The 22,864-nt window shown below is 44.9% G+C and carries 25 protein-coding genes and 1 tRNA gene; all 26 read left to right on the top strand.

Annotated features, from left to right (window positions below; all coding sequences use genetic code 11):
- Positions 1 to 335: 335 nt before the first annotated feature.
- A tRNA-OTHER gene (locus ABIE27_RS23075) sits at positions 336 to 403 on the top strand.
- A gap of 107 nt (positions 404 to 510) precedes the next feature.
- Positions 511 to 1,167, top strand: a complete 657-nt coding sequence (locus ABIE27_RS23070) for a hypothetical protein (protein WP_429351605.1) — start codon at positions 511 to 513, stop codon at positions 1,165 to 1,167.
- Between the two features lie 71 nt (positions 1,168 to 1,238).
- The gene (locus ABIE27_RS23065) at positions 1,239 to 3,935 is read left to right on the top strand and encodes a glycoside hydrolase family 9 protein (protein ID WP_429351604.1); all 2,697 of its coding nucleotides are present in this window, start codon (positions 1,239 to 1,241) and stop codon (positions 3,933 to 3,935) included.
- Positions 3,936 to 4,549: 614 nt separating this feature from the next.
- Positions 4,550 to 4,966: a hypothetical protein gene (locus ABIE27_RS23060; protein WP_429351603.1), complete on the top strand. Its 417-nt coding sequence runs from the start codon at positions 4,550 to 4,552 to the stop codon at positions 4,964 to 4,966.
- Positions 4,963 to 5,202 carry a hypothetical protein gene (locus ABIE27_RS23055; protein ID WP_429351602.1) on the top strand — a complete coding sequence of 80 codons (240 nt, stop codon included), beginning with the start codon at positions 4,963 to 4,965 and terminating at the stop codon, positions 5,200 to 5,202. Before ABIE27_RS23060 ends, ABIE27_RS23055 begins: the two co-directional genes overlap by 4 nt.
- Positions 5,186 to 5,542, top strand: coding sequence for a hypothetical protein (locus ABIE27_RS23050; RefSeq protein ID WP_429351601.1), 357 nt, complete (start codon positions 5,186 to 5,188; stop codon positions 5,540 to 5,542). The genes ABIE27_RS23055 and ABIE27_RS23050 overlap by 17 nt, the downstream gene beginning before the upstream one ends.
- Positions 5,533 to 5,856, top strand: coding sequence for an HNH endonuclease (locus tag ABIE27_RS23045; RefSeq protein WP_429351600.1), 324 nt, complete (start codon positions 5,533 to 5,535; stop codon positions 5,854 to 5,856). The genes ABIE27_RS23050 and ABIE27_RS23045 overlap by 10 nt, the downstream gene beginning before the upstream one ends.
- Before the next feature lie 204 nt (positions 5,857 to 6,060).
- Positions 6,061 to 6,396 (top strand): phage terminase small subunit P27 family, encoded by a 336-nt coding sequence (locus tag ABIE27_RS23040; RefSeq protein WP_429351599.1) that lies wholly within the window; start codon positions 6,061 to 6,063, stop codon positions 6,394 to 6,396.
- A complete protein-coding gene (locus ABIE27_RS23035) occupies positions 6,368 to 8,146 on the top strand; it encodes a terminase large subunit (RefSeq protein WP_429351598.1) in 1,779 nt (592 codons plus the stop codon). The genes ABIE27_RS23040 and ABIE27_RS23035 overlap by 29 nt, the downstream gene beginning before the upstream one ends.
- A gap of 20 nt (positions 8,147 to 8,166) precedes the next feature.
- Entirely contained in the window at positions 8,167 to 8,424 is a 258-nt protein-coding gene (locus tag ABIE27_RS23030; RefSeq protein WP_429351597.1) for a Gp49 family protein, read from the top strand.
- Positions 8,425 to 8,456: 32 nt separating this feature from the next.
- Positions 8,457 to 9,698: a phage portal protein gene (locus ABIE27_RS23025; RefSeq protein WP_429351596.1), complete on the top strand. Its 1,242-nt coding sequence runs from the start codon at positions 8,457 to 8,459 to the stop codon at positions 9,696 to 9,698.
- Positions 9,695 to 10,465 carry a head maturation protease, ClpP-related gene (locus ABIE27_RS23020; RefSeq protein WP_429351595.1) on the top strand — a complete coding sequence of 257 codons (771 nt, stop codon included), beginning with the start codon at positions 9,695 to 9,697 and terminating at the stop codon, positions 10,463 to 10,465. Before ABIE27_RS23025 ends, ABIE27_RS23020 begins: the two co-directional genes overlap by 4 nt.
- Positions 10,458 to 11,588, top strand: a complete 1,131-nt coding sequence (locus ABIE27_RS23015) for a phage major capsid protein (protein ID WP_429351594.1) — start codon at positions 10,458 to 10,460, stop codon at positions 11,586 to 11,588. The genes ABIE27_RS23020 and ABIE27_RS23015 overlap by 8 nt, the downstream gene beginning before the upstream one ends.
- Positions 11,589 to 11,641: 53 nt before the next feature.
- Positions 11,642 to 11,869: a hypothetical protein gene (locus ABIE27_RS23010; protein WP_429351593.1), complete on the top strand. Its 228-nt coding sequence runs from the start codon at positions 11,642 to 11,644 to the stop codon at positions 11,867 to 11,869.
- 21 nt (positions 11,870 to 11,890) lie between these two features.
- Positions 11,891 to 12,178: a head-tail connector protein gene (locus ABIE27_RS23005; RefSeq protein WP_429351592.1), complete on the top strand. Its 288-nt coding sequence runs from the start codon at positions 11,891 to 11,893 to the stop codon at positions 12,176 to 12,178.
- Entirely contained in the window at positions 12,159 to 12,425 is a 267-nt protein-coding gene (locus ABIE27_RS23000; RefSeq protein ID WP_429351591.1) for a hypothetical protein, read from the top strand. The genes ABIE27_RS23005 and ABIE27_RS23000 overlap by 20 nt, the downstream gene beginning before the upstream one ends.
- Positions 12,376 to 12,723, top strand: coding sequence for a phage head closure protein (locus ABIE27_RS22995; RefSeq protein WP_429351590.1), 348 nt, complete (start codon positions 12,376 to 12,378; stop codon positions 12,721 to 12,723). Before ABIE27_RS23000 ends, ABIE27_RS22995 begins: the two co-directional genes overlap by 50 nt.
- A 12-nt stretch (positions 12,724 to 12,735) precedes the next feature.
- Positions 12,736 to 13,113, top strand: coding sequence for a tail completion protein gp17 (gp17, locus tag ABIE27_RS22990; RefSeq protein ID WP_429351589.1), 378 nt, complete (start codon positions 12,736 to 12,738; stop codon positions 13,111 to 13,113).
- Positions 13,114 to 13,118: 5 nt separating this feature from the next.
- On the top strand, positions 13,119 to 13,703 hold the full coding sequence (locus tag ABIE27_RS22985; protein ID WP_429351588.1) for a major tail protein: 585 nt from the start codon (positions 13,119 to 13,121) through the stop codon (positions 13,701 to 13,703).
- A 67-nt stretch (positions 13,704 to 13,770) separates the two neighbouring features.
- Positions 13,771 to 14,154 carry an HK97-gp10 family putative phage morphogenesis protein gene (locus ABIE27_RS22980; RefSeq protein ID WP_429351587.1) on the top strand — a complete coding sequence of 128 codons (384 nt, stop codon included), beginning with the start codon at positions 13,771 to 13,773 and terminating at the stop codon, positions 14,152 to 14,154.
- Positions 14,155 to 14,215: 61 nt separating this feature from the next.
- Positions 14,216 to 14,509 (top strand): hypothetical protein, encoded by a 294-nt coding sequence (locus ABIE27_RS22975; protein ID WP_429351586.1) that lies wholly within the window; start codon positions 14,216 to 14,218, stop codon positions 14,507 to 14,509.
- 5 nt (positions 14,510 to 14,514) lie between these two features.
- Complete coding sequence (locus ABIE27_RS22970; RefSeq protein WP_429351585.1) at positions 14,515 to 15,060, top strand: hypothetical protein; 546 nt, start codon at positions 14,515 to 14,517, stop codon at positions 15,058 to 15,060.
- A gap of 15 nt (positions 15,061 to 15,075) precedes the next feature.
- Positions 15,076 to 19,521 carry a phage tail tape measure protein gene (locus ABIE27_RS22965; RefSeq protein WP_429351584.1) on the top strand — a complete coding sequence of 1,482 codons (4,446 nt, stop codon included), beginning with the start codon at positions 15,076 to 15,078 and terminating at the stop codon, positions 19,519 to 19,521.
- A gap of 10 nt (positions 19,522 to 19,531) precedes the next feature.
- Entirely contained in the window at positions 19,532 to 20,389 is an 858-nt protein-coding gene (locus tag ABIE27_RS22960) for a distal tail protein Dit (protein WP_429351583.1), read from the top strand.
- 3 nt (positions 20,390 to 20,392) lie between these two features.
- Entirely contained in the window at positions 20,393 to 21,487 is a 1,095-nt protein-coding gene (locus ABIE27_RS22955; RefSeq protein WP_429351582.1) for a siphovirus ReqiPepy6 Gp37-like family protein, read from the top strand.
- 3 nt (positions 21,488 to 21,490) lie between these two features.
- On the top strand, positions 21,491 to 22,855 hold the full coding sequence (locus ABIE27_RS22950) for a pyocin knob domain-containing protein (protein ID WP_429351581.1): 1,365 nt from the start codon (positions 21,491 to 21,493) through the stop codon (positions 22,853 to 22,855).
- Positions 22,856 to 22,864 lie beyond the last annotated feature (9 nt).

Genomic DNA, 22,864 nt, shown 5'->3' with positions numbered 1-22,864 from the left:
AGCCGCGATAAATGTAATTCTCATTGTTATCATCAAGTTGCTGGATCGTTCCGGTTCCTCGTTCCTATATGGGTTCTTGACATATCTTTCCCTCGAATCATATTTCTACTGGAGGACTAAAATAGTCGCTAATAAGATCAGGTGAAATTGGGCGGTGCACCATATGGATTTTTCTAAGTACAAACCAATTCAAATGGTTGAAATAAAAGGTGTTTCGGTTCCGCTGTGCATCATGTGTGGGTCTCCAATAAAGAAGGAATCAGAAGTATCTGAGGGCGATAAACCAACAGCGAGGATTGTTTGCCGAGAATGCCAAGGTAAATAGTCTTTTTTATGCTCCTTTAACTCAATGGTAGAGTCCGGCAACGTCTGGCATGTGGCGGTTCGATTCCGTCAGGGAGCTTACTCGATGAATAAAACAGGGAGGGAGTGATGTTTAATCAGAAATAAATAATGACAGCCCGGACACACGAAAAAAGGCGATAAAGTCATTTTTAAAGGAGTGGGGAAATGTTCATTCATTTGGCAGATGGATCAATGCTTGATGTAAATACCTTGTTATCTATGAAATTAGCAGCATCGGACATTGCTATACCAATTGATATCCAAGGTATTAGTTTGAAAAATGATGGTGAGTTTTTAAAAGTGTCTTTGGTAGACCAGGCTGGCAACCCTATAACAGTGGGTGGAAGCACTGCCGACAGCGGGTCTGTACTGGACTTCCAGACGATTGTGAATAAAGAAGTAATCAGAGACGGTGGAGTTAAAGTTGTCAATTTCCCCGACCTCTCCAAGTATGTTCGTTATAACATTTATGTACTAAGTACACTGAACAAAGCTGTTAAAATTGCTCCATGGCAAGGAACGCACATAATACTGGATGATGGGACAATTGGACGGTGGGCAGTAACTGCCGATGCAACAAACAAACTAAATTACTCATATGTCATTCCTCCAAAAGATTCAATTGGTAATGGTGTGTTCTGGCTTAATGAAATGACACCGAAATCTGTAGATGGTGGCACAATCGTTGCACCCAAACCGACAGGTGCGCTCTTCACTAGAATTAACACTTCTGGAGTAGGTGCACTAAAAATTAATTACCAGACGGATGGTTCACCTACCGATGGAGACTTGACGATTCGTATAATTGGGTATCTCAAATGAGATTTCAACCGGTTCGAAGTTTGAACACACATCGAAATATTTCTGTCGAGAGTTCGCGAATGCCTTACAGAATGGGTGTATCAGTTGACAATAGGCGAGCAGCAGTAACGGGATCATGGAGCACGGTAGCCACTGGTTCAGTTGGTTTTATAGGGGATAACTACATCTATACAACATCGGACCCTAATGGCGGAAAAAAGGTGCGTTGGTCACCGAAGTTTCTTATGGGTGGTTATTATTCTGTTTACGCTAACTTGCCTGATGGTTCCCCAGGCCGCGACCCTGAAGCAATGTATACCATTCGCCATGCTGATGGTGTGTTTCTTGCACTTGCTGATCAAAGGACCAGATCCAAAGCTGCATACCTTGGCACCTTCCGTTTTGAATTGGCCGGAGATCAATATGTGGAACTGGATAATAAGCGGAATTCAACAAGCGTCTTGGTAAACGCCGATGCTATGATTTTCGTTCTGGAACCCAGTCTTTCTAAACAGCCGAATATACGGATCAAGGCAGCTTGTGTCAGTCACGGTATAAATCGCATTGAATTAGCTGGAGAACTTGATTCTCCTTTGAATATTCAGAGGGTATCAAACGGCAAATCATTCGGCGTTGAAGTTTTGCCAGGAACAGAGGTTTATTACGACTACTTCGCAGCAAATACCGATGATGAACAAGTGACGTACCGGGTCGGCGTTGTTGGAAAACCTGGGTATGCTGCATCTACGACATTGGCCAAGCTTGCTCCAGTAACTGTTACACCAGAAATACAAATCACAGCATTGGGTTATAAGCCAGGTCAGCGAAAAGAAGTGTTTGTTAAACCCGTTTCTGGCGCGACTCGGTTTAGTGTTATAAGTGCAGTGGATGGAAGCACCGTTCAGCATATGCGTAATTTGGAAACCGTCAATGATCCTATGATGACAAGTGTATTGAAAGGTGAATTCACTGGGGTTACGAAGCCGGGTAATTATCGAATAAAGACAGACAACGGCTTGTTATCCTCAGTCTTTCCAATCGGTGATAACATCTATGACGATTTCCTCAGAGCCTCCCTTAGAAACCTGAGACTTACGAGATGGCCTGAAACAAAGATTGTAATTCGCGAGGATACGAATCTTCCTATCGACATTGGAGGCGGATGGGAAGATGCTATTGATTACAAGCATTGGACAAGTTACAACGACACTATACAACCTTTTGCTCTAATGGAACTGTTGTCTAGTGGTGTGAAGATACCCGGCATTGAAGAAGAGTTGCGGTATGGGTTATCCTATCTCCTGAAAATTCAGGAACGAAATCCTAACGGGTCAGGTGTGATGAAGTTTGGTCAATTGGCTGCTGCTTATTCAGACATAGAATCGAGCGACAGCACGCCTTATATTCTCCGAGTAGAGAATATAGATTTGGATAATCTGGGCGGTTACAACAAGCGCTGTGAGCATGTCATAGCGCATTATTTGTATGCCTTGGTGTTGGCTAAGTCTGCTGCATACTTTGCTAGAGATAGGGAGTATTCAGACCGGCTGAAAAAACAGGCCGTTGATGCCTTCGTTTACATGGACCAATACGATGAGAAAGCCAACGTCAAGTACGCAGAGTTTTTCACGACAAAAGATTACTTCCGGGCACTGCCTGTCATAAACTATTCATACAAGGCCCTGGCTGCTCATGAGCTTCATAAATTGACGGGAAAGACCAGTTATAGGGATAAGGCAAAACAGGCGTTAAATAACGTTGTACATGCTCAGAAGAGGGATCACAAAAAAACATCCTCTAAAATAACCGGGCTTTTCGCAAAAGATGTTGGCAGTTCCGAATTAATGCGCAGTAGGATTCATGCAGGCGTACCTCTGTATGCATTATCGCTGTTATCCAGAGAAATTACGGATGCTTCAGAAGCAGAATGGCACTCTTGGCACGTCACTGCAAAAACATTTGTTGATGGGTTTATTAAGAGATTTGTCCCGACCACACCATATGGTGTTATGCCTTATGGGTTTGGAATAGGGCCGAGGAAATTAAGTTCCACGGATTCAATGAATTATAGGTTTTTCCAGGGCGCAGAATCTGAGGCAAACAGTTACTCTGATGGCAACACAAAAATGCTCGCATTGTATGCAGGGGCTCTTTATGAATTTGCTATATCCTTTGATGATTCAGAAGCAGCCCGGATAGCTGATGATCAGATTGAATGGATTGGAGGAAAAAATGTATTTGGAACGCCAGCTATTGCCGGAATCGGTGAGGTCAAATTAGATGCAACAAAGCTCACTTCACATGGATATTCTGCGAACGGGTACGCGCTGGTAGGAACTATGGTGAATGGCATTGATGGTGGTTTGGGGTCAGATTACCCGAACTGGACAAACAGCTGGCAAACAGGAGAAACATGGGGAGTAAACCGATCATGGATGCAGTTCGCGGTTGCGCAATTAACGAAGCTTGAGAAACGGAAAAAGCGAAATGAGCCTGTATTCATCGAGTCTGTAAAACTTTCAGATGAGATCGTAACAGTAGGGGTAACCAATACAGCCACGGTGAAAATTGTTAATACATCTGATCTGAACAAAAAGGTGACCGTCCAACTTTTAGCTGATAATGCGACGATATTAGAACCAGAACATATCGTCCGAATAAAGCCTGGTAGTTACACTAATTTGGTTTTAGAGTTCAGCGGAAAAGTAGCAGATAGGACTATGTTGTTTACAGCGATGATTGATGGTAAGCGTCACACAGCAAAATCTGTATTAGGGTTTGTTCAATGAAATCAGGGTAAATCTATGCCCGAAAAGCTACAGAGGTGAGTGGCGAAGTAGGGCGTACCCTTATTCACATTATTCAACGTTATACATAAATAATGAATGCTAGTGGTGGAGAATCATACACCACTAAATAACACCATGAAAATGCACTTAGTGGTGGACAATTGTACCCCTCTAGTGGTGGACGATTATACCCCCAAGAAAGAAAAAAGAAATAAAAGAATAAAAGATATAAAGATATATATAAGGGAGTTCAAACTGCATACCAAACTCTATGCATAATCACTCGTATAAAACGGGTGTATTTTTTATTCCAGAGAAAGGAGTGAGTATATGTCCATACCTACGATCTGCAATGAAGGATGCAACCAACAGTTTACGATAGAGCGATTTGAGATAGAGCAGATGAATGATGGAGTGGAACAGACATACTTCGAGTGCACACATTGCAAGAAAAGGTACGTTGCTTTCTATACTGATCCAGAAATACGGAAGTTACAGAGCAGAATAAATGATATTGGATTGGAAGAAGGAAAGACCCTATTAGCGTTAAGCATGATAGAGAGCAACGCTCGGTCTATGAATGAGCTACGAAAGAGAATGGAGGGAGAGAAAGCATGACAACAGATCAACAGAAGGGCCTGACCATTAATGTGAGTATTACAGATACAGAGGTGTTCCAGGGACTGGTGAACGTCATGGGGAAAATCGTGAATGATGACCGTGTACCAAATGAGATTAAAGAGGATGTAGGTAAATGGTTGTATGACGCAGGTGAAGACTACGAACCATATGTTCCTCCAACGCTGATTTTAGTCCTGTGTAAATACGTCTATGAAGGTAAAGCGCTATGGTATAACATCAAACACAAGTATGATAGCAAAGCGCGAGTTAAGTTTATAGGAGAGCGAAGCATGCCTGATGGACTACGTCCAGATATAGTCGTGCTCGTAAGAGGACATCAGTACAGTGCAGGCCATCGCATAAAGTGGTTGGACAAGGACTGCAATATATCCAAGGTGGTGTACGAATGATAATCAAACCAATAGCGCAGCAACAACAGACAACGGACGGGTTAACACCACAAGGAACAATAAGAGATGAGTTATACCTCGTTGACGAACTATCTGCATATTTCGCATCAAAGTATGACATTGATCGTGTAAAAGCTGCGCTAGTTAAGCCACATGGATTCGAAGAGTGGGAGAGACTCGCTCATAGTATCGGACAACCAATGAACGGAGGTGCAGGCAATGATCAGACAGGATAAGCGTAAGCGCAGATGGTTGGAGAAGAACGGGTTTACATTTGTGACGGAAGATAACTTTTCAGTTTTTGTAGATGCATGTCGTGAGGTAGACAGAGGGGCGCCTATTAAGCCGTTACGTTATTATGCATTTCGCAAATACCGGTATCATCAGTTCGATGAAATTTATATTATTGACCGAACCTTTATCAAAAGAGACTTACATGAAATCAAACTTGACTACATCTCTACAACGCAGGGGTCAAAACCTATTAGCAAGTTTATGTCTGCATGGTGGTCACTTCATCGGTTCAAACGCCAGTGCGGTGCACTCATCAAGTATGGTATTAACCCGTGGTGGTGAAAGGAAATAAAAAAGTAAATCCTTTTTACAAATCAACAGCCTGGTTAAAATGCAGACTCGTGATCCTTGAGCGTGATCATTACCTCTGCCAGCCGTGCTTTAGAGCAGAGAAGATCACAACAGCCAACACAGTCCACCACATCCAGCCTCTGGAGGACTTCCCTGAGCTAGCTCTAAGCGAAGATAACCTTGAGAGCATCTGTCCTACTTGCCACAACCAAGAACACCCTGAGAAGGGCAAGAGGAAGCCTGAGAAGGCAAAGAAAAGACGAGCAACGGTAATGAAGAGTCCGGCAAACCCTATTGAATTTTGACACACCCTCTCAGGCGGTCTAGAAGGGTGTTTTAAGGCGTTAAAAATTTAGGGGTATAAACGGGAGTCTGGAGGCTGGAAAAGCCCCCCCTGCCCTCCAAGGTTCGTGGAGACGCCGGGCGGGACCGGGGAGCCACCTTCGTAAGTTGCAAAAGTGGTTTTTTTAGATTAAGGGGGGTCGCCCCGCGAAAGGAGTGAGAATATTTTGGGAGTTCCAACAGCTCAAAAAATACGTGACTATCTTGGTAGTAAATATCGTGAGTCGGATGAGGAAATTATCCAGCTCTACATTGAGACGCATAAGTTTTACCGCAAGCTTAAAAAAGAAGTGGAGAAGGCACCGCTGATGATTGAGCATACAAACAAGGCTAATGCAACGAATATCGTCAAAAACCCGCTTGCTATCGAGATAACGAAGACCGTTCAGACACTTAATAACCTGTTAAAGTCTTTGGGACTCACTCCTGCGCAACGTAAAAGGGCTGCTCAAGCAGGGGCGGGTGGTGAGCAAGATGAAGACGACGATTTCGACGACTTCTAGTCCTACAGCAATTCAAAAATGGTATGACGAGTGGAGGGCAGAACAAGTCCTAAAGCGTCACATTTTGGACGACTTTTCACCTGTATTGTTAACGACTTGGTATGCAGAACAGGTTGTAAAAGGTGGAATTATTGCATGCAAAAAGGTCATTCAGGCGTGTTTTCGGCACTTAAATGACCTAAAAAGGCAAGGGACTGAAGATTTTCCTTATGTGTTTAACGAGGAACTGGGTCATCGACCGATCAGCTTTATTGAAAAGTATTGCAAGCCATCTAAGGGTGATTATCAAAAACTCATATTGCAACCTTGGCAGCATTTCGCTATTGGATCATTATACGGTTGGGTTCACAAAGATACAGGCGCCCGGAGATTCCGTGAGGGGCTTATTTTCATTGCCCGAAAAAATGGAAAGACAACGAAAATATCGGGGCTATCCTTATTCTCGGCTTCAAAGGATCGGGAAGAAGGGGCGCGGGTTTACGTGCTGGCTAACACCAAGCAGCAGGCGAATGAGTTGTTCGATGAGAGTCGAGCTATGGTTAAGAAGTCGCCTTCGTTGCAAAAGCGGTTCCGGCATAATCAAAAAGGCATTTTCTTCGCCAAGTCACTAAGTCAGATCGAGCCGCGTGCATCCGATAGCGAAAAGCTGGATGGTCTGAATACACACCTCGGGATATTTGACGAGATCCACGAATTTAAGGATTTCAAGCTCATAAACGTTATAAAGCGGTCTTGGTCAGCACGTAAGCAACCAATGGTTATTTACATCACTACAGCCGGTTATCAACTGGATGGGCCTCTTATGGAATATTACGAGATTGCAACGGACGTGCTAGAGGGCGAAACGGAGCAGGAACGTAAATTTTACTTTATGGCTGAATTGGACGATCCAAAAGAGATTGAAAACCCAGCAATGTGGATTAAAGCGAATCCGAATATCGGTGTCACGCTTAACCTGCCTGAACTGGTACAGGATTTCAACACAGACCGTCATGTTCCGCAGGAGTATAACGACTGGGTTACAAAGCAGTTTAACCTATTCATGAATACCAGTGAGTTGTCTTTTGTTTCTCCTGAAATATTAAACAGAAATAACAAGTCTATTGAAATGGATACCTTAAACGGAGTCGGAGGCGTTGGTGGTTTTGACCTTTCAGATACAGAAGACTTAACGAGTGCTTGCATTGAGTTCCCTATCGTTGAGACTGGGGAGGTCATGGTACTAAGTCATTCATGGGTGTCAGAAGCGAAAGCTAAGTTGGACAACGAGAAGATACCATATGAGGTTTGGGCAGAAAAAGGGCTTGTCACCATTGTTCCTGGCGAATACGTCAAAAAGGAATACGTGTATGACTGGTTTGTGGAACAGGCAGGCAAGTACAGCATCCAGAAGATAATGTATGACCCAGCAAAGGCATTCAGGCTTGTTGAAGACCTAAAGGCTTACGGGTTTGATATGGAAGTTGTCCGGCAAGGGCAATTAACACTTGGCCCTGCTGTTGATGACGCAAAGGAATTATTCATAGACGGAAAAGTCATCTTTAATCAAAATCGTATGTTTAGATGGTATGTGAATAATGTCAAGCTAGGCAACGATCCGAAGAGGGATAGACTTCCCAAAAAGCAAAGCCGCTACCGTAAAATTGACGGGTTCGCGGCTTTTTTGAATTCCCATGTGGAAGTGATGAAGCAAATGGGAGTACCTGTTGGAAGTGGAGACATACAGTTCATGTCTATAAACGATTTATAAAACAGAGAGGATGATTGATTATGGCAGGTAATACAGTGACCAAAGAGCAAGTTCAGGAGATTATGGAAAAATCGGAATTCGAGGTCATTCACAAGGTATTTGGCAAGCAGTGTATCGTTATTGCCCTTCTGCCAAATGGCTTTACAGTTGTCGGTGAATCCGCCTGTGTTGACCCAAGAAATTATGTTGAATCAATCGGTGAGGAAATCGCTAAAAAGCGAATCGAGAATAAGATTTGGGAACTGGAAGGATATAAGCTTCAAAACGCACTCTCTTAATCGGACGCTGAGCCTGGGAAGGGGGTGAGAATTTGAAATGGCATCAACGATTAAGAGGTGCGGTCGGCGGAGCAATTAAGGCGGCAGCAGCGGGATGGAAAGGCGCTGGTTTTGACTTTTCTTCATGGGCTGGTAGAACCTTTTGGGGCATTGACAACAGTAAATTAGCGTCAAATGAAACGATCTTCAGTGTCATTACCCGACAAGCAAACATAATGTCAGCATTGCCGCTCAAGTTGTACAAAGAGTACGACGTTATGAACGATCACGCAGCGGCAGATTTGTTGATCAACAGCCCTAACCAGAACATGGGCGGATCAGAGATGATCAACAAGTTGGAAGTTGATAGAAATGAGTTTGGTAACGGTTATGCCATTATTGAACGTGACATTCGACAGCAACCTGTCTCAATAACGCCAATAGAGTCAACGGCAGTTACACCAGTGATCAACTCAGATGACAGTAGTTTGTGGTACGAGGTCAGGGGTGTAAGAGGGACTTACTATGTGCACAATATTGACATGATCCATGTTAAGCACATTACTGGATCGTCAAGGTGGAAAGGTATCAGTCCGCTGGATGTTCTCAAAAACACCCTATTGTATGATAAGGCGGTTCAAGAGTTCAGTCTGTCTGAGATGGAGAAAAAGGACAGTTTTATCTTGTCTTACGGGGCGAATGTGGACGATGAAAAGCGGAAGCGTATCGTCAGCGACTTCAAGCGATTCTATAACGAAAACGGCGGAATCTTGTTTCAGGAACCTGGTGTAACAATCGATGAAATTGACAAAAAATACTTCTCATCCGATACGTTGGCATCCGAGCGAATTACTCGCTCAAGGGTAGCCAACGTTTTTAATGTCCCAGTGACATTTTTGAACGATAACGAGGGCCAGAGTTATGCGTCCAATGAACAGATGATGATCCAATACGTGCAGATGAAGTTGACGCCCGATGTGCGCCAGTACGAGCAGGAGTTTAACCGTAAGTTGCTACGTCCAGAAGAACGCCGAAAGGGTATGTATTTCAAGCTCAATATGGGTGGTTTGCTTCGCGGTGACACGGCTTCCAGAACTGCTTTTTATAACGTAATGCTTCGAAGCTCGGGGATGAAACCGGATGAAGTGCGTAGGCTTGAAGATTTGCCGCCAGAGGGCGGCATGGCAGACAAGCTATGGATTAGCGGTGATTTGTATCCCGTCGATATGGACCCGACTCTAAGAAGGTCGTCCGGATCTGGAACAACAACGAAAGGGGGTGAGAATGAACAATGAGCGAAAAAAAGAAAAAGTATTGGGATTTTAAAGCGGCTGTTAACGGTGTTGGTGAATTGTACATCTATGGTGACATCGTTTCGTGGGTTTGGGATGACGAGGATACAAGCGCGAACAGCTTTAAGCGTGATCTGGACAACCTGGGCGATATTACGACACTCAACCTCTACATCAATTCTCCGGGAGGTTCAGTTTTCGAGGGAATAACGATTTATAACATCCTTAAGCGACACAAGGCTCGTGTGATTGTCTACGTTGATGGTCTGGCAGCTTCGATAGCCTCTGTAATTGCAATGGCTGGTGACGAAGTGCATATGCCGCGCAACGCTATGATGATGATCCACAACCCATGGACCTTTACATGGGGTAACGCTGCCGAATTACGTAAGCAAGCTGATGATCTTGACCGCATTAGTGGGTCGATGAAAGAGAGTTATCTTGCTAAGACAGGTGACAAATTGGAAGACCCGAAATTGACAGAGTTGCTTGACGCGGAAACGTGGTTGTCTGCTCAGGAGTGTTTGGACTATGGCTTGTGCGATGTCGTTGAAGTAGCTAATCAAACTGCTGCATCCGTTAGTCAGGAGTTGTTTGCAAAGTACCGTAACGTTCCTAAGGACATTGCCGCAAAGCTCAATGAGCCAGAGCAGCCACAGGCAAATACATCTGACGATGAAACCAAGGCTTACCTCCAGCGGATCAAAGATACTGCTGGACTGGAATTACAAAATCTCAACTCATACCTAGGAGGTATTATTAATGGCTAAAACACTGTTTGATGTAAAGAATGACTTGATGACAATTGGTGCTTCGCTGAAAGCAACTAAACAGGATAAACTGGCAAAGGCGTCCGATCCTGAAGCGAAAATTGAAGATATTAAGGCGCTTGAAACTAAGGAGTCGAGCTTGCAGGCTCGTTTTGACATTTTACAAAAAGAGCATGACCAAATGGAGGCTGAGCAAAAAGCTTCTCTGAATCGTGACCGTAGCCCAATTGACGGTGCAGACGATCCTAAAGCCAAGGTTACAACTGCGAAGGCTGCTTTGGTTCGTGCTACAGTAAGGGGGCAGCGGGTTCCTGATGAAGTGCGTGCTGCTCTGGGTGATGGGAATAACACAGGTGGTGAGAAAATCCTACCAAAAACAATGACAAATGAGTTGCTGCATGAACCATTTGTAAGAAACCCACTTCGAGATTCCTCTACTTTCACGAGCGTAACAAACCTTGAAATTCCTCGGATTAATTTTACTTTGGATGATGACGATTTTATCGCGGACACTGAAACTGCTAAGGAGATGGAAGCAGTCGGTGATGTTGTTACCTTTGGGCGTCACAAGTTCAAGGTTTTCGTGCCGGTTTCGGAAACAATCCTTGCTGCCACAGATACTAACCTGGTCCAAACAATTGATCGTGGCTTGGAAAGTGGTTTGGCTGCTAAAGAGAAGAAGGTTGCTTTCGCGGCTATCCCAAAAACAGGTGAAGAGCATATGTCCTTCTATGGCGCTGGCATCAAAGAAGTTCCAGCAGCCAGCAAATACTTGGCTATCAAAAAAGCTATTGCAGATTTGCATGAGGACTACCGCGAAAACGCAACGATCTACATGACATACTCGGACTACATGGACATTATCGAAATCCTGTCCAACGGCACCACAAACCTTTACACTGCTCAGCCAGAACAAGTGTTGGGTAAGCCGGTTGAGTTCTGCGATTCTGCAGTTGATCCGGTTGTTGGTGACTTCCAATACTCGCACTTCAACTATGATCCTGAGGTCATCTACGACCGTGATAAAAACGTCCGCACTGGTGTGTGGGATTTTGTCCTCACTGCGTGGTTTGACCACCAAATCAAGTTGAAATCTGCTTTCCGTATCGCAAAAAAGGCGTAATTCCTTCCGCCACGCTTAGTCCAACAGGCCGAGAGGAACAGGTTGGCGGTGTAATGAGCGCCGAATATAAACTGTTGGATGCAGAAGGAGTAGAAGTACCTCTCACACCAGACAGGGTAAACGCAATGTATTTTAACGGAAACATTGTGACGCCAAACGACGACGGTACAATTTGGGTGGATGTAACGTTGCCTGAGTGGAAATACACTTTGGATGTAACGATGAAAGACGGTAAAAAATACATTGCTGAACTGGATTGGAAACCAGACCCTATGCCATAAGGCAGGAAGGGGCTATTTGTCATGCTCGAATTACCACTTGAAACACTAAAAAAATATCTGAGAATTGATGGGAGCGAGGATGATGATATCCTCGCTCTTTTAGTTGAAGCGTCCAAAGAGTATTTAGCAGGTGCGGGTGTTCCAGAGTCAAATACGGCGCTGTATCGCCTGGCAGTCATGATGCATGTTGCTCTCAATTACGAAAACCGTAATCCGGCGATCAAAATAGAGAGCATCAACTTTGCACTTCAATCCATTATTCTGCAGACCAAGGAATGGGGTGTTCCAAATGAATTATCCGGTAGTTAAGACATTCCGTGATCGTACTAGCCTCAAACGGCACGTTATAGGTGGAACTTACGAAACTGATGACCAGAACCGGGCTGAACACCTTCAAAAAGAGGGGTTTATAGGCTCAGAGATCAAACAGGAAAAGCCAAAAACCAGCCGTGGTGGTAAAGGGAGCTCGGGTAAAGGGAAGTCGGACGATCCGGGCGGTGAAGTGAATGAATCCAGCAAAGCTGAACCGGAGGATACTCCTGCAAAGGAAGAGTAACGGCACTGAGGACGACTCTGGCTATCCAACAGACCCAGCAGAGACTTGGGAGGATGTTATGACCTTGTACGCCTCCAGAGAGCCGCTAAGGGGCCGTGAATTCTTCACAGCGGCTGCGGCTAATGCTGAGTTAACCCTGCGATACAAAATCCGCTATAGGGATGGAATAACACCTGATATGCGATTTAAGGACCTCAACAACGGTCGGATTTGTAATATCACTGCTGTTTTGGATGATCCCTATGGAGATAGGACTGAAACACATTTAATGGCCCTGGAGGAACACATGAATGGTTGAGGGCGTGATGTAATGATCATTGATCTTGAGCCGGTTGTCGTTTCAGCGCTTCGCAATGACGCGGAGTTAATTTCCCTTCTGGGAAGAGACAAAGAAGGGAAGGTCAAAGTATACCCGCTTGTTGCACCAGACATATCTAATCCGAAGATTACATTCTTCGAGATTACCAACTTCCCTAATAAGTTTGCCGGGGACAAAGAACTGAGTAGTGCAATTCACTTTCAGATTGATGTTTGGAACAGCGGCAATACTTCCAAAATCTCCATGGCGGCTAATCGTGTTATGGAGTCTTTGGGCTTTGTTCGGAGTGGATCGAACAGCTTATATGAGCCTGATACAAAGATTTATCACAAGGTATTACGATACAAAAAAACACACATTGGGAGTTGATTTATGTGCCAGACAAAATTACAGTGCCAGTAGGTTTGCAAGATATTTATTATGCCAAGTTACTCTCCGGTGATACTGCAACGGAAGCTCCTGTCTATGAGACTCCGAAGGTGCTTTTGCCAGCAATCACAGCGAACATTACACCGAATGTGGAGTCCAACACTCTCCATGGTAATGACGGCCCTATCATCACTGCAAATGCCTTGGGTGATATTGAGGTGGAGATCGGTGTGGCGAACCTCACTCTAGAGCAGCAAGCTGACTTGCTCGGCGCTACCATTGATGATGATGGACTGCTTTGGAATAACTCTGATGATCAAGCGCCAGAGGTCGCTCTTGGATTTCGTCGTTCCATGTCTGATGGATCATTCATCTACACTTGGTTGTTGAAAGGTAAATTCCAACTTCCAACCGAAGAGGCGACGACAAAGCAGGGTGAGATTGAGTTTCAAACGCCTACGATCACAGGACGATTCTTGAAACGCATCTTTGATAACCAGTGGAGAGTACGTGCAGATAGCAACAATACAGCCAGCGCTGCTAAAATCGCTACTTGGTTTACGAAGGTGCCTGATTCCCCAAAGGCGTAACGCCTCCCCCAATAACACCAGATCCGCCTGAGAGTGGCGGAGGCGCTGAAGAAGATGGCGGCTGATTGTGGCTAAGATCGAGCTCCAAGGAGTGGAACAAATGTTGTCCGCCATCAGGCAAAAACTCGGAGAAGGCGCTAAGAGTCTAGAAAACTCAACCCTTCGTGCAGGCGGAGAAATCTTTGCGGCAGGCCAACGGGAAAAAGTAGCTGTGAGTAATATTGATCACCTGCATATTAGAGATGACATTAAGGTGAGTGGGGTAAGGGCTGATGATGGTGACAAGTATGTCGCTGTAGGTCCTGGTAAAAAAACTGGATGGAGAGCTCATTTTTTGGAGTTTGGTACATCTAAAATGCCAGCCCAACCATTTATCTATCCGTCATTTCACGAGCAAAAATCAAAAGTAGCGCAGTTTATTGCTGCGGAGCTACGCAAAGCACTGGAGTGAGAGAGTAGGACATTGTCCTCTCTCTTTTTTTGCGTGTTCAAAACAAAGGAGGGCGATGGAGTTGGCTACTGCAAACGTGACAGAAGTAACCGTTTATTTGGATAAAGAACGCAGGTTTGTTTTTGATTTGAACGCACTAATCGAATTGGAAGAAATTTATGGATCAAAGGATGAGGCAATAAACGCTCTAAAAGGCGGGGGTCTGAAGCACATTCGTGCATGGATGTGGGCCGGATTAGTTCATGAAGATAGTTCACTCACTGTTGAGGAAGTTGGACGCATTTTCTCAAAAGCAGATCCAGACACTGTGGTGCAAATCGCTGATGAGATTTTAAGAGCAGCATCCTCTGAGTGAGCAGCATGATAAATGTTCGAGTTATCAAGGTGCCGATTGATCTGGACAAGCGGCGTAACATCGTGTTTTGCCTAAGGTCGTTTGCTGAACTGGATGAGTTGTATGGTTCTAAGCAAACAGCGCTCATATCCCTCCAAAATGGAGGGCTTAAACATGTCCGGGCTTGGCTTTGGGCGGGTTTAATTCACGAGGACGAAGACCTAACTGTCGAGGACGTAGGTAGCTTTTTTATTAACAGCTCAAAAGAACTCATTTTAGAAGTTACTGACACAGTGCTTAGGGCAGCCAGTCTTAATTTGCCAGAAACAAAACCAGATAACTCAAACCAAGCAACATCCGAGACAAACGAAGAGAATGCAGGTTGGGATTGGGACTGGATGTATTACATGGGCACGACCTTGCTTGGTATGACTGAGGTAGAGTTTTGGCGTTGCACAGTTCGGAAGTTGTTTGCACTTTGGGAAATCCATGTGCGTGTGAACGGTTTAGATCAGCATGAAAATGAAAAGAAACCGACTGCCCCACCCGGATATATTGATCAATTTATTTAACAAAGAGGTGATGGAATGGCAGAGGAAATCGAAGTTGCTAACCTAGTCACCCGGTTAACGATCAGTGACAGTGGAGTACAACAATCCTTGTCGCAATTGAATCGACAGATGCGGGTGGCGCAGTCTGAGGCGCAAGCGGCTGCATCGAAATTAAATGCTATGGGTACCGCCGAAGAACAGTTGAGGGGCAAGGCGGACGGTCTTAACCGGCAAATGGAGATACAGGCGCAACGGATCATCAAACTCAAACAGCAACATGAAGCACTTGTTACAGCCAAGGGCAAAGATGCTCGAGAGACACAAAATCTCGAAACTAGATTAAATAGGGCAGTTGCTGAGTATAACCGAATGGATGCGGCCCTCAGAAGTACAGAATCCGAGATCGAGCGTCAAACATCTGCTTGGAACCGAATGTCTAATGCTTTAGGAGCGGCAGCGAGGAAAATGGAAAGCGCCGGACAGGCGATGAGGAATGCAGGTACTAGCCTGTCTATGATGTTAACAGCACCAATTGCTGCAGTAGCTGGACTGGCAACCAAAGCATCCATTGAATATGAATCAGCCTTTGCTGGTGTTAGAAAAACTGTGGATGCTACGGAAGAGGAATTGCAAGGATTTTCGGATGGTCTGCGTGAAATGGCGAGATTAGGACCTTCAACTGCATCTGAACTTGCCGGAATAGCAGAGGCCGCGGGGCAATTGGGTATTAAAAATGAGGCCATCCTTGGATTTACCAGTACAATGTCTGACTTGGCAGTTGCGACTAACATGACAGCTAATCAAGCTGCGACAGACCTAGCGCGATTGGCTAACATCACACAGATGCCACAGCAAAACTTTGATCGACTTGGGGCTACGATTGTTGACCTCGGTAACAATCTTGCTACAACCGAAAGTGAAATTGTCGCTATGGCTCTGCGGTTAGCAGGTGCTGGTAATCAGATAGGACTAACAGAAGCGCAAATTCTATCATTCTCAGGCGCGTTGTCATCGGTTGGTATTGAAGCAGAAGCGGGCGGTTCGGCTTTCAGTAAAGTGATGATTGACATGGCGCAGGCTGTGGCTACTGGAAACCGCGATCTCACTAATTTTGCTTTGGTGGCTGGCATTAGCGCAAAAGAATTCGAACAACGATTTAAAACCAATGCTGGGGGCGCGCTAATCGATTTCATTGACGGTTTAGGTCGAATGTCAGATGCAGGAGAAAACACATTTGCTGTGCTGGACGCACTTGGATTATCAGAAATTCGTGTGCGCGACTCCTTGCTTCGTGCATCTGGTGCAGGGGACTTGTTCCGAGAAAGTATGGAACTTGGTACGAAAGCTTGGGATGAAAACATAGCTTTAACAAAAGAGGCTTCAGCAAGATATGCCACAACTGAATCCCAACTTAAAACGATGAAAAACAGGGTGATGGATGCGGCTATAACGCTGGGCGATTCTCTTAAACCAGCATTGATGGCGGCTCTCGCAGCATTAGAGCCGATAATCCAAAAAGGTGCAGAATTTGCAACAATGTTCTCACAACTGGATCAGTCCACCCAAACCACGATAATTATCATAGCTTCGCTCGTTGCTGCACTTGGCCCCGTGTTACTCATCGTGGGTCAATTAAGTATATCCATAGCGGCTTTAATTCCGGTCGTTCAGGCTCTAGGGACGGCACTTGTGTTTCTTGCCACCAATCCTATTGGTCTAGCTATTACAGCGATAGCCATGACTACCGCAGTCCTAACGAACGAATTCTTGAGCGCTAAAGCAGCCACGGAACAATTGACTGAGGCGCAGTTAAAACTACAAGAAGTGCAGCAAAATGGCATTAGCCGAGATCAGGTATCAAAAACGCAAGAAGAAATAAACAAGATTAACGAGTTGACAGAAACTTATAAAACTCTGATTGAAACAGCATCACAAACAACTGCAGCAGAACGAGGTCAAACCATGAAGGCGTTGGTTCATACTGCTGATGACCTAGGCACAAGTCTGAAAGAGTTGAAGAATAAAGCTAATGAATTCGGCGTACAGCTAGAGTTTATGGACGACAAAGGTAGGATCAGTGCCAAGTCCCTGAATGATCTCAAGGCAGCTGCTGATATCTATACCAACGCTGTTAAAAATGCTCAAAAAGCAACAACCTCTGAGATAAATGAAATGGCTCGAGCTGCTGCTGTTAAACAACAACAGATCAACAGCACTCTGAACATGATCAAGACGTATAACACTGCCAAGCAAGGCACTGACGCTTGGACAGCAGCCCAAAAAGGCTTACTGGATCAATTTCCGCAATTCGCTACGGCAACAGGAGTCAACATAGAGGCTATCAAAGGCCTGATTCTGGTCAAACAACGAGAGGTAGAGTTGGAATGGCAGAGTGTTCAAGCTAAGGCCACAGAGGCGTTGCAGGAGAAGCAGACAGCCATCGCGAAGCAACAAGCGGCTATAACAATTGTTGAGGGTATAAACAAAATCTCGGGAGCAAGTGGGATAGCTGAGGGCGCGTTGAATAAGATGAATGCCGAACTCACGCGTTTGCGCGGAGAGGCCGCATCACTGCAAGCGCTCCTGAACATGAGTCCTGGTGAAATCAAAATTCCACCTATAGTGGTTCCACCAGTTAAAACAGGTACGGTTACTGGTTTAGAATTGCCTGGAAAAAAGGGAGATGGGAAGAAAGGGAAAAAAGAAAAGAAACAAAAAGAAAAAGCTTATGAAAACCCTGAGTTAGACGCTGCTCTCAAGCAAATGGAGCATAAGAAAAAGATGGATCAGCTCACGCTTGAAAGCGAGCTTAAAACCCTTGAGCAAATCAAAGCCAAGCATGTTAAAACTGCTGAGGAACGGATGGATATCGAAGAACGAATCTATGCGGTGAAGAAAGCTCTTGGCGATAAGTCGTTGGACGCAGCGATGAAGGACTATGAACGATCAAAAACACTTGGCAAACTAACTGAGTTAGACGAAATCAAGCGTCTACAACGTATAAAGAAGTTGTACGCCGACTCTGCTGAGGAACGCGAGAGAATAGATGATATGATCTTTGAGGCTACTCAGCGCAAGATTGAGAAGGAAAAGGAGATTCGCAAGGAGGCAACAGAGTATACGAGTAAAATGCTCACAGCGGCCTATGAGGATCGTCTGGCGCGAGAAGAACTAACTGCCGAGCAAAAATACAAACTGGAAGATAGACTAATCAACGATCAAATCTATCTCAATAAAAGTTATTTGGAAAAGGTGATGAAAGATAATCGCTATAGTGCTAAAGAGAAGAAAGAAATTGAGCGCCAAGTAACTGAGGCCATCCGAGTACAGACGAATGACAGACTTAATTTGGCCCGGAAATATGCTGAGGAAGAAAAGAAAATATTGGATCAGAATAAAAAAGAACAGATTGAGGGCATAAACAATCTGTCAAAAGGCATTCAAGATGCACTTAAAGAAAAGTATCAGGAAGAGAGACGAGTTGCTGAGGAAGGCATTAAGTCTCAAATCAGTGCCAATGAAGAGTGGAAGAAATCACAACTAGAGGCTATCAAGTCCGTTTACGATGCCCGGGTTGCCGCTGCTCAGAAAGCCGCAGATGAAGAAATAGCCCGAATCAATAGTGTCGTCAATGCTCAGATTGAAGCAATTCAAGCTCAACTGGACGCGCTTAATGAGGCTGAGAAACAGCGAAGCAGGGCGGAACTAGATGCTGATGACCAAAAGAAAATTGACCGTTTGAACGGCATGATCGATTACGAGCATGACGATTTTAATCGTGCCCAATTGCAGAAAGAGCTCAACAAAGTCATTGCTGATCAGAACGAGCGTCATCGCCAAGAACAGCTATCTGATACAAAAGAATCCCTACAAAATGAGCAAAAGACTCTAAAGGAAAAGCTTGCTGCTGACACTCAAGCGATCCGTGATAATCTCGCTACCAAGAAAGAAATCATGCAGGCGGATTATGAAGCAGACGTTTCCCGGATTAATGCTCTTTATGAAACGCAAAAGGCCTCTCTTAACGCTCAGTTGGAGGAAACCAAGGCCACATACGATAAAATGTTGAGCGCTAAGAACTTGCAGGCTGAGGCTGAAAAAATGATTGTCCAGAATCAACAAAAAGAGATTGTGGATTTGTTAAAGGGCTTTGGCGATGCGTACAACCTGACAGGACAAACACTCGGGGATAAGATGTACCAAGGTTTCGCCTCTAAGGTAAACCAGATAACCAGCCTAATACAATCCATTAACTCTCAAATCGATGCAGCTAGATCATCTGCTTTATCCGCACTGAGTACAGCTAAGGCGGCGGCAACGGGATCTGGAGCAAATTCTGGTTCTAGTACAACATCAAGCGGCACCACCGATACAAGACAGGCCGTAAAAGTAGAGGTCGTCAATAATTTCAATACAAAGGTAACCACGCCAAGTGATGTTGCTCGTGCAACGCAACAGGCGGCACAAAAACTGGCATATTAGGAGGTGCTCGATGGAGACAGTCATATTTACAAACGCGCGGGGAGAGAGTCTGTATCTGGGCACCTCCAAACCGTTTTACCTGAAACGTATATCAGGTACCGGAGGTGTACCGGCAGACTTGCTATCTACTAAGTCACCATATCAAGATGGGACATCATTTGTAGATATGATGCTTGCTAATCGACCTATCACTGTAGTAGCGGGTATTGTCGCTAAAACTCGGCAAGAAATGTATCAATATAGGCGTGACTTCATGCGGATACTCAACCCTAAGCTGGGCCTAGGGACCTTGGTTTACACTAATTCTGCACGCAGTTATGCAATACAAGCAGTGGTGGAGGGGACGCAAGATTTTGATGAACGAATCGTGACTAACCAACCATTAACAATCAACTTCATTTGTCCAGATCCGTACTTTACAGATTTGTCTCGAATATCAAAAGGGCTACGTTTTGAAGAAGGAGGATTAACGTTTCCTCTCCGGTTACCAACTCAGTTCGCATTCGCATCATTTAGGGGCGTTTTCCAAAATGACGGTGATGTACCTACACCAGTCGAAATTCATTATAAAGGGCCGGCCCTTAATCCCGTGGTGACCAACGAAACGACGGGAGAATTCATCAAGGTGAATTACGATCTGTCCGAAGAGGATGTGCTTGTAATCAACACGGCCTTTGGCAAAAAACGTGTCGAGGTTGTTAATCCGGACGGAACCAGAACGAACGTATTTCACTGGATCGATTTGGGTAGCACCTTCTTCCAACTTGTTCAAGGACAAAACAACCTGGTATATGACAGTGAACGTGAGGGAGATAGGGCAATCGCCAACGTTACAATTTACTGGAACAACAGATACGGGGGTGGTTGATTTATGCTTTTGCGCATCCCTTCTGTACGTGTCATAGATCGTGACTTTAACCTGAAAGCTGAAATAGATGATTACGAAAGCCTCCAGTTCACACGTAGGTTTTACCGGGCTGGAGAGTTTGAGATGCATATTTCTTTGCACAAACAGGGTGTAGATCAGTTGCAAAAAGAAAGAATCATCGTAGTTGATAACAAGATGCATAAGGCCGGAATCATCCAGTATCGTGAAATAGGACAGAACGAACAAGGTATAGAAGTACTGGTGATCAAAGGACCAACACTCGGCGGCATGCTGGATCGTCGTGTGACTGTGACGGATAACTTTGACCGAGTGCGCGGCTCCGCAGAAACGGTCATGAAGCATTACGTTAATAACCATTTAATCAGTAGCACTAATACTCAGCGCCGAGTGCCATTTTTGATTAATGCTCCTGACCTGGGCAGGGGAGTGCAGACACCGTGGCAGACGCGTTTTGAACCTCTCAACATGGTCATTCAGGAGATCGCAGAATGGTGTAACATGGGTTGGTTTGTGCGTTTGGACTACAGTATTAAGAAGTGGGTTTTTGACGTGTTGCCAGGCCGGAACCTTACCACAGGTCAGAATCTATTGCCACCAGTTATATTCTCGCGTGATTTTGACAACATCGAATCTCAATCATTCTTGGACTCAGACCAACAATTCAAAAACGTGGGCTATGCCGGTGGTCAGGGAGAATATGAGGACAGGTTAATCCAAATGGTGGGTGCAGGAATAGGAGCTGACCGCAGAGAGGTGTTCCTAGACTGTTCAGGCGCGGAGAATGCCGCCGAATTGGTTGATATGGGGAATCAAAAGTTGGCCACTCAGAAACAGATCGTATCCTATGACGGGCGTATCTTAAATACGGGTAGCTTCATATTTGAACAAGACTGGGATTTGGGAGATATTGTGACAGTGCAAAACAGAACGTGGGGCGTGACTCTCAACAGCCGAATTACTGAGGTCAAAGAGATTTACGAACCTGAGTCAAAAATCGAAATTTCGCTTGGCGATGAAGTGCCGACCATTACGCAAGTTTTAAAACAACTGACATCAGCAGTAAAAAGGAGTGATTAGAGCATGCCAGAAAAATCAGGTTTTTTTGATTCGACATCGACCGATGTGAGGACATATCCTGCGAGGGATTTTGCAGACTATTTTGCTCAAATACTCACAAACGGTGTTTTTAATGGTGGGCAGTATCTTAACCCTACCGCATCCGGCACGGACGCAACGGTGCGTATTAGTCCCGGTCACGCATGGATAAATGGCTACGTGTATAACATTTACTCGACGCCATTATCTTTGCAGATTCAACCCGCAGCAACTTTGCCGCGGATTGACAGAATCATACTCAGGTTGGATACCAGCTTGCCTACAAGAAGCATACGGGCTTTAGTTTTGCAAGGTACACCTGCAACGAACCCGACAGCACCGGCTCTTACACGATCAGGGGACATGTATGATTTATCAATCGCCCAAGTTCGAGTTAATGCCAACAGTACAATTATCAGTCAATCAAACATTACAGATGAACGATTAAACAACACAGTTTGTGGTCTTGTTAACTCACTGGTGAGAGTAGACACAGCAATCTTCCAACAACAATGGGATGCGTTTATTGCAAGTGTACAGGCATCTGGTTTTGCAACACCGGAATATGTCAATACAAAAGCAAATGCAGCTGAGAATAACGCAAAGAACTATGTTGATGAAAAGACATGGCAAAAATATAGACTCACTCAGGATAACGGGTTTGTGAAGAGTCTCGCACAAAACACAGACCTCAACACCTTAACCTCCGCAGGTCAGTACGACGGTATAGGGTTTCGTAATGGTCCCCTAGGTTCGGTTGATGGCATCTGGTTTTTCGTTGAGGTAATGGTACACTCATCTGGACTCGGGTACATCGTGCAGAGGGCAACCAGATTGGAAGTTGCGGGTCCTACCATGTATGTACGTACTTGCGTAAACAGTGTGTGGGGCGCTTGGAGTCCTGATGTTTTTCAATCTGGCGTTGACGCGAAGCAGGGCATCGTAAATGCCATCAACGCCAAGGGTGGCAGTGCTTCGATGAATGATGATTGGGCGACGCTCGCGGCAAAGATTAATGCAATTAATACAGGGAAGAGATTTGCAACGGGACAGTTTACAATTTTCAACAATGGACAAGGTTCGGTATCCGGACTTGCTTTCAGGCCTAAAAATATAACATTCTCCAATGCATCAAAAGTACCGTCGTCGCAAGAAACTTGGTTTGGAGTTTATAGCGAAGATGCGCCTAAAGACGTTTACACAGGAACAACCACACCGTTAAATATGATAATTGCGTTATCATCGGGCGGGAGGGCTGAGAATCGTATAACCCCGAATGCATCTGGTTTTACCATAAATGCGGGACTTATAAACGAGGGAAGAAGTTATAATTATTTCGCAACTGAATAGAGAGGGTGA

Origin of the sequence: Paenibacillus sp. 4624 (assembly GCF_050435065.1) — a bacterium.
GTDB classification, from domain to species: Bacteria; Bacillota; Bacilli; order Paenibacillales; family Paenibacillaceae; genus Paenibacillus; species Paenibacillus amylolyticus_D.
Note: the sequence above shows the minus strand (reverse complement) of the source record. Positions and strands in the feature narration are given on the sequence as shown.

Coding starts and splice junctions, on each gene's coding strand:
- ABIE27_RS22995 (WP_429351590.1), top strand. CDS start 12,376: ATGAATCCAGCAAAGCTGAACCGGAGGATACTCCTGCAAAGGAAGAGT.
- ABIE27_RS23010 (WP_429351593.1), top strand. CDS start 11,642: ATGAGCGCCGAATATAAACTGTTGGATGCAGAAGGAGTAGAAGTACCT.
- ABIE27_RS22955 (WP_429351582.1), top strand. CDS start 20,393: ATGCTTTTGCGCATCCCTTCTGTACGTGTCATAGATCGTGACTTTAAC.
- ABIE27_RS23035 (WP_429351598.1), top strand. CDS start 6,368: ATGAAGACGACGATTTCGACGACTTCTAGTCCTACAGCAATTCAAAAA.
- ABIE27_RS23050 (WP_429351601.1), top strand. CDS start 5,186: ATGATCAGACAGGATAAGCGTAAGCGCAGATGGTTGGAGAAGAACGGG.
- ABIE27_RS22965 (WP_429351584.1), top strand. CDS start 15,076: ATGGCAGAGGAAATCGAAGTTGCTAACCTAGTCACCCGGTTAACGATC.
- ABIE27_RS23005 (WP_429351592.1), top strand. CDS start 11,891: ATGCTCGAATTACCACTTGAAACACTAAAAAAATATCTGAGAATTGAT.
- ABIE27_RS23000 (WP_429351591.1), top strand. CDS start 12,159: ATGAATTATCCGGTAGTTAAGACATTCCGTGATCGTACTAGCCTCAAA.
- ABIE27_RS23060 (WP_429351603.1), top strand. CDS start 4,550: ATGACAACAGATCAACAGAAGGGCCTGACCATTAATGTGAGTATTACA.
- ABIE27_RS23015 (WP_429351594.1), top strand. CDS start 10,458: ATGGCTAAAACACTGTTTGATGTAAAGAATGACTTGATGACAATTGGT.
- ABIE27_RS22960 (WP_429351583.1), top strand. CDS start 19,532: ATGGAGACAGTCATATTTACAAACGCGCGGGGAGAGAGTCTGTATCTG.
- ABIE27_RS23065 (WP_429351604.1), top strand. CDS start 1,239: ATGGGTGTATCAGTTGACAATAGGCGAGCAGCAGTAACGGGATCATGG.
- gp17 (WP_429351589.1), top strand. CDS start 12,736: ATGATCATTGATCTTGAGCCGGTTGTCGTTTCAGCGCTTCGCAATGAC.
- ABIE27_RS22950 (WP_429351581.1), top strand. CDS start 21,491: ATGCCAGAAAAATCAGGTTTTTTTGATTCGACATCGACCGATGTGAGG.
- ABIE27_RS23055 (WP_429351602.1), top strand. CDS start 4,963: ATGATAATCAAACCAATAGCGCAGCAACAACAGACAACGGACGGGTTA.
- ABIE27_RS23020 (WP_429351595.1), top strand. CDS start 9,695: ATGAGCGAAAAAAAGAAAAAGTATTGGGATTTTAAAGCGGCTGTTAAC.
- ABIE27_RS23070 (WP_429351605.1), top strand. CDS start 511: ATGTTCATTCATTTGGCAGATGGATCAATGCTTGATGTAAATACCTTG.
- ABIE27_RS22970 (WP_429351585.1), top strand. CDS start 14,515: ATGATAAATGTTCGAGTTATCAAGGTGCCGATTGATCTGGACAAGCGG.
- ABIE27_RS23030 (WP_429351597.1), top strand. CDS start 8,167: ATGGCAGGTAATACAGTGACCAAAGAGCAAGTTCAGGAGATTATGGAA.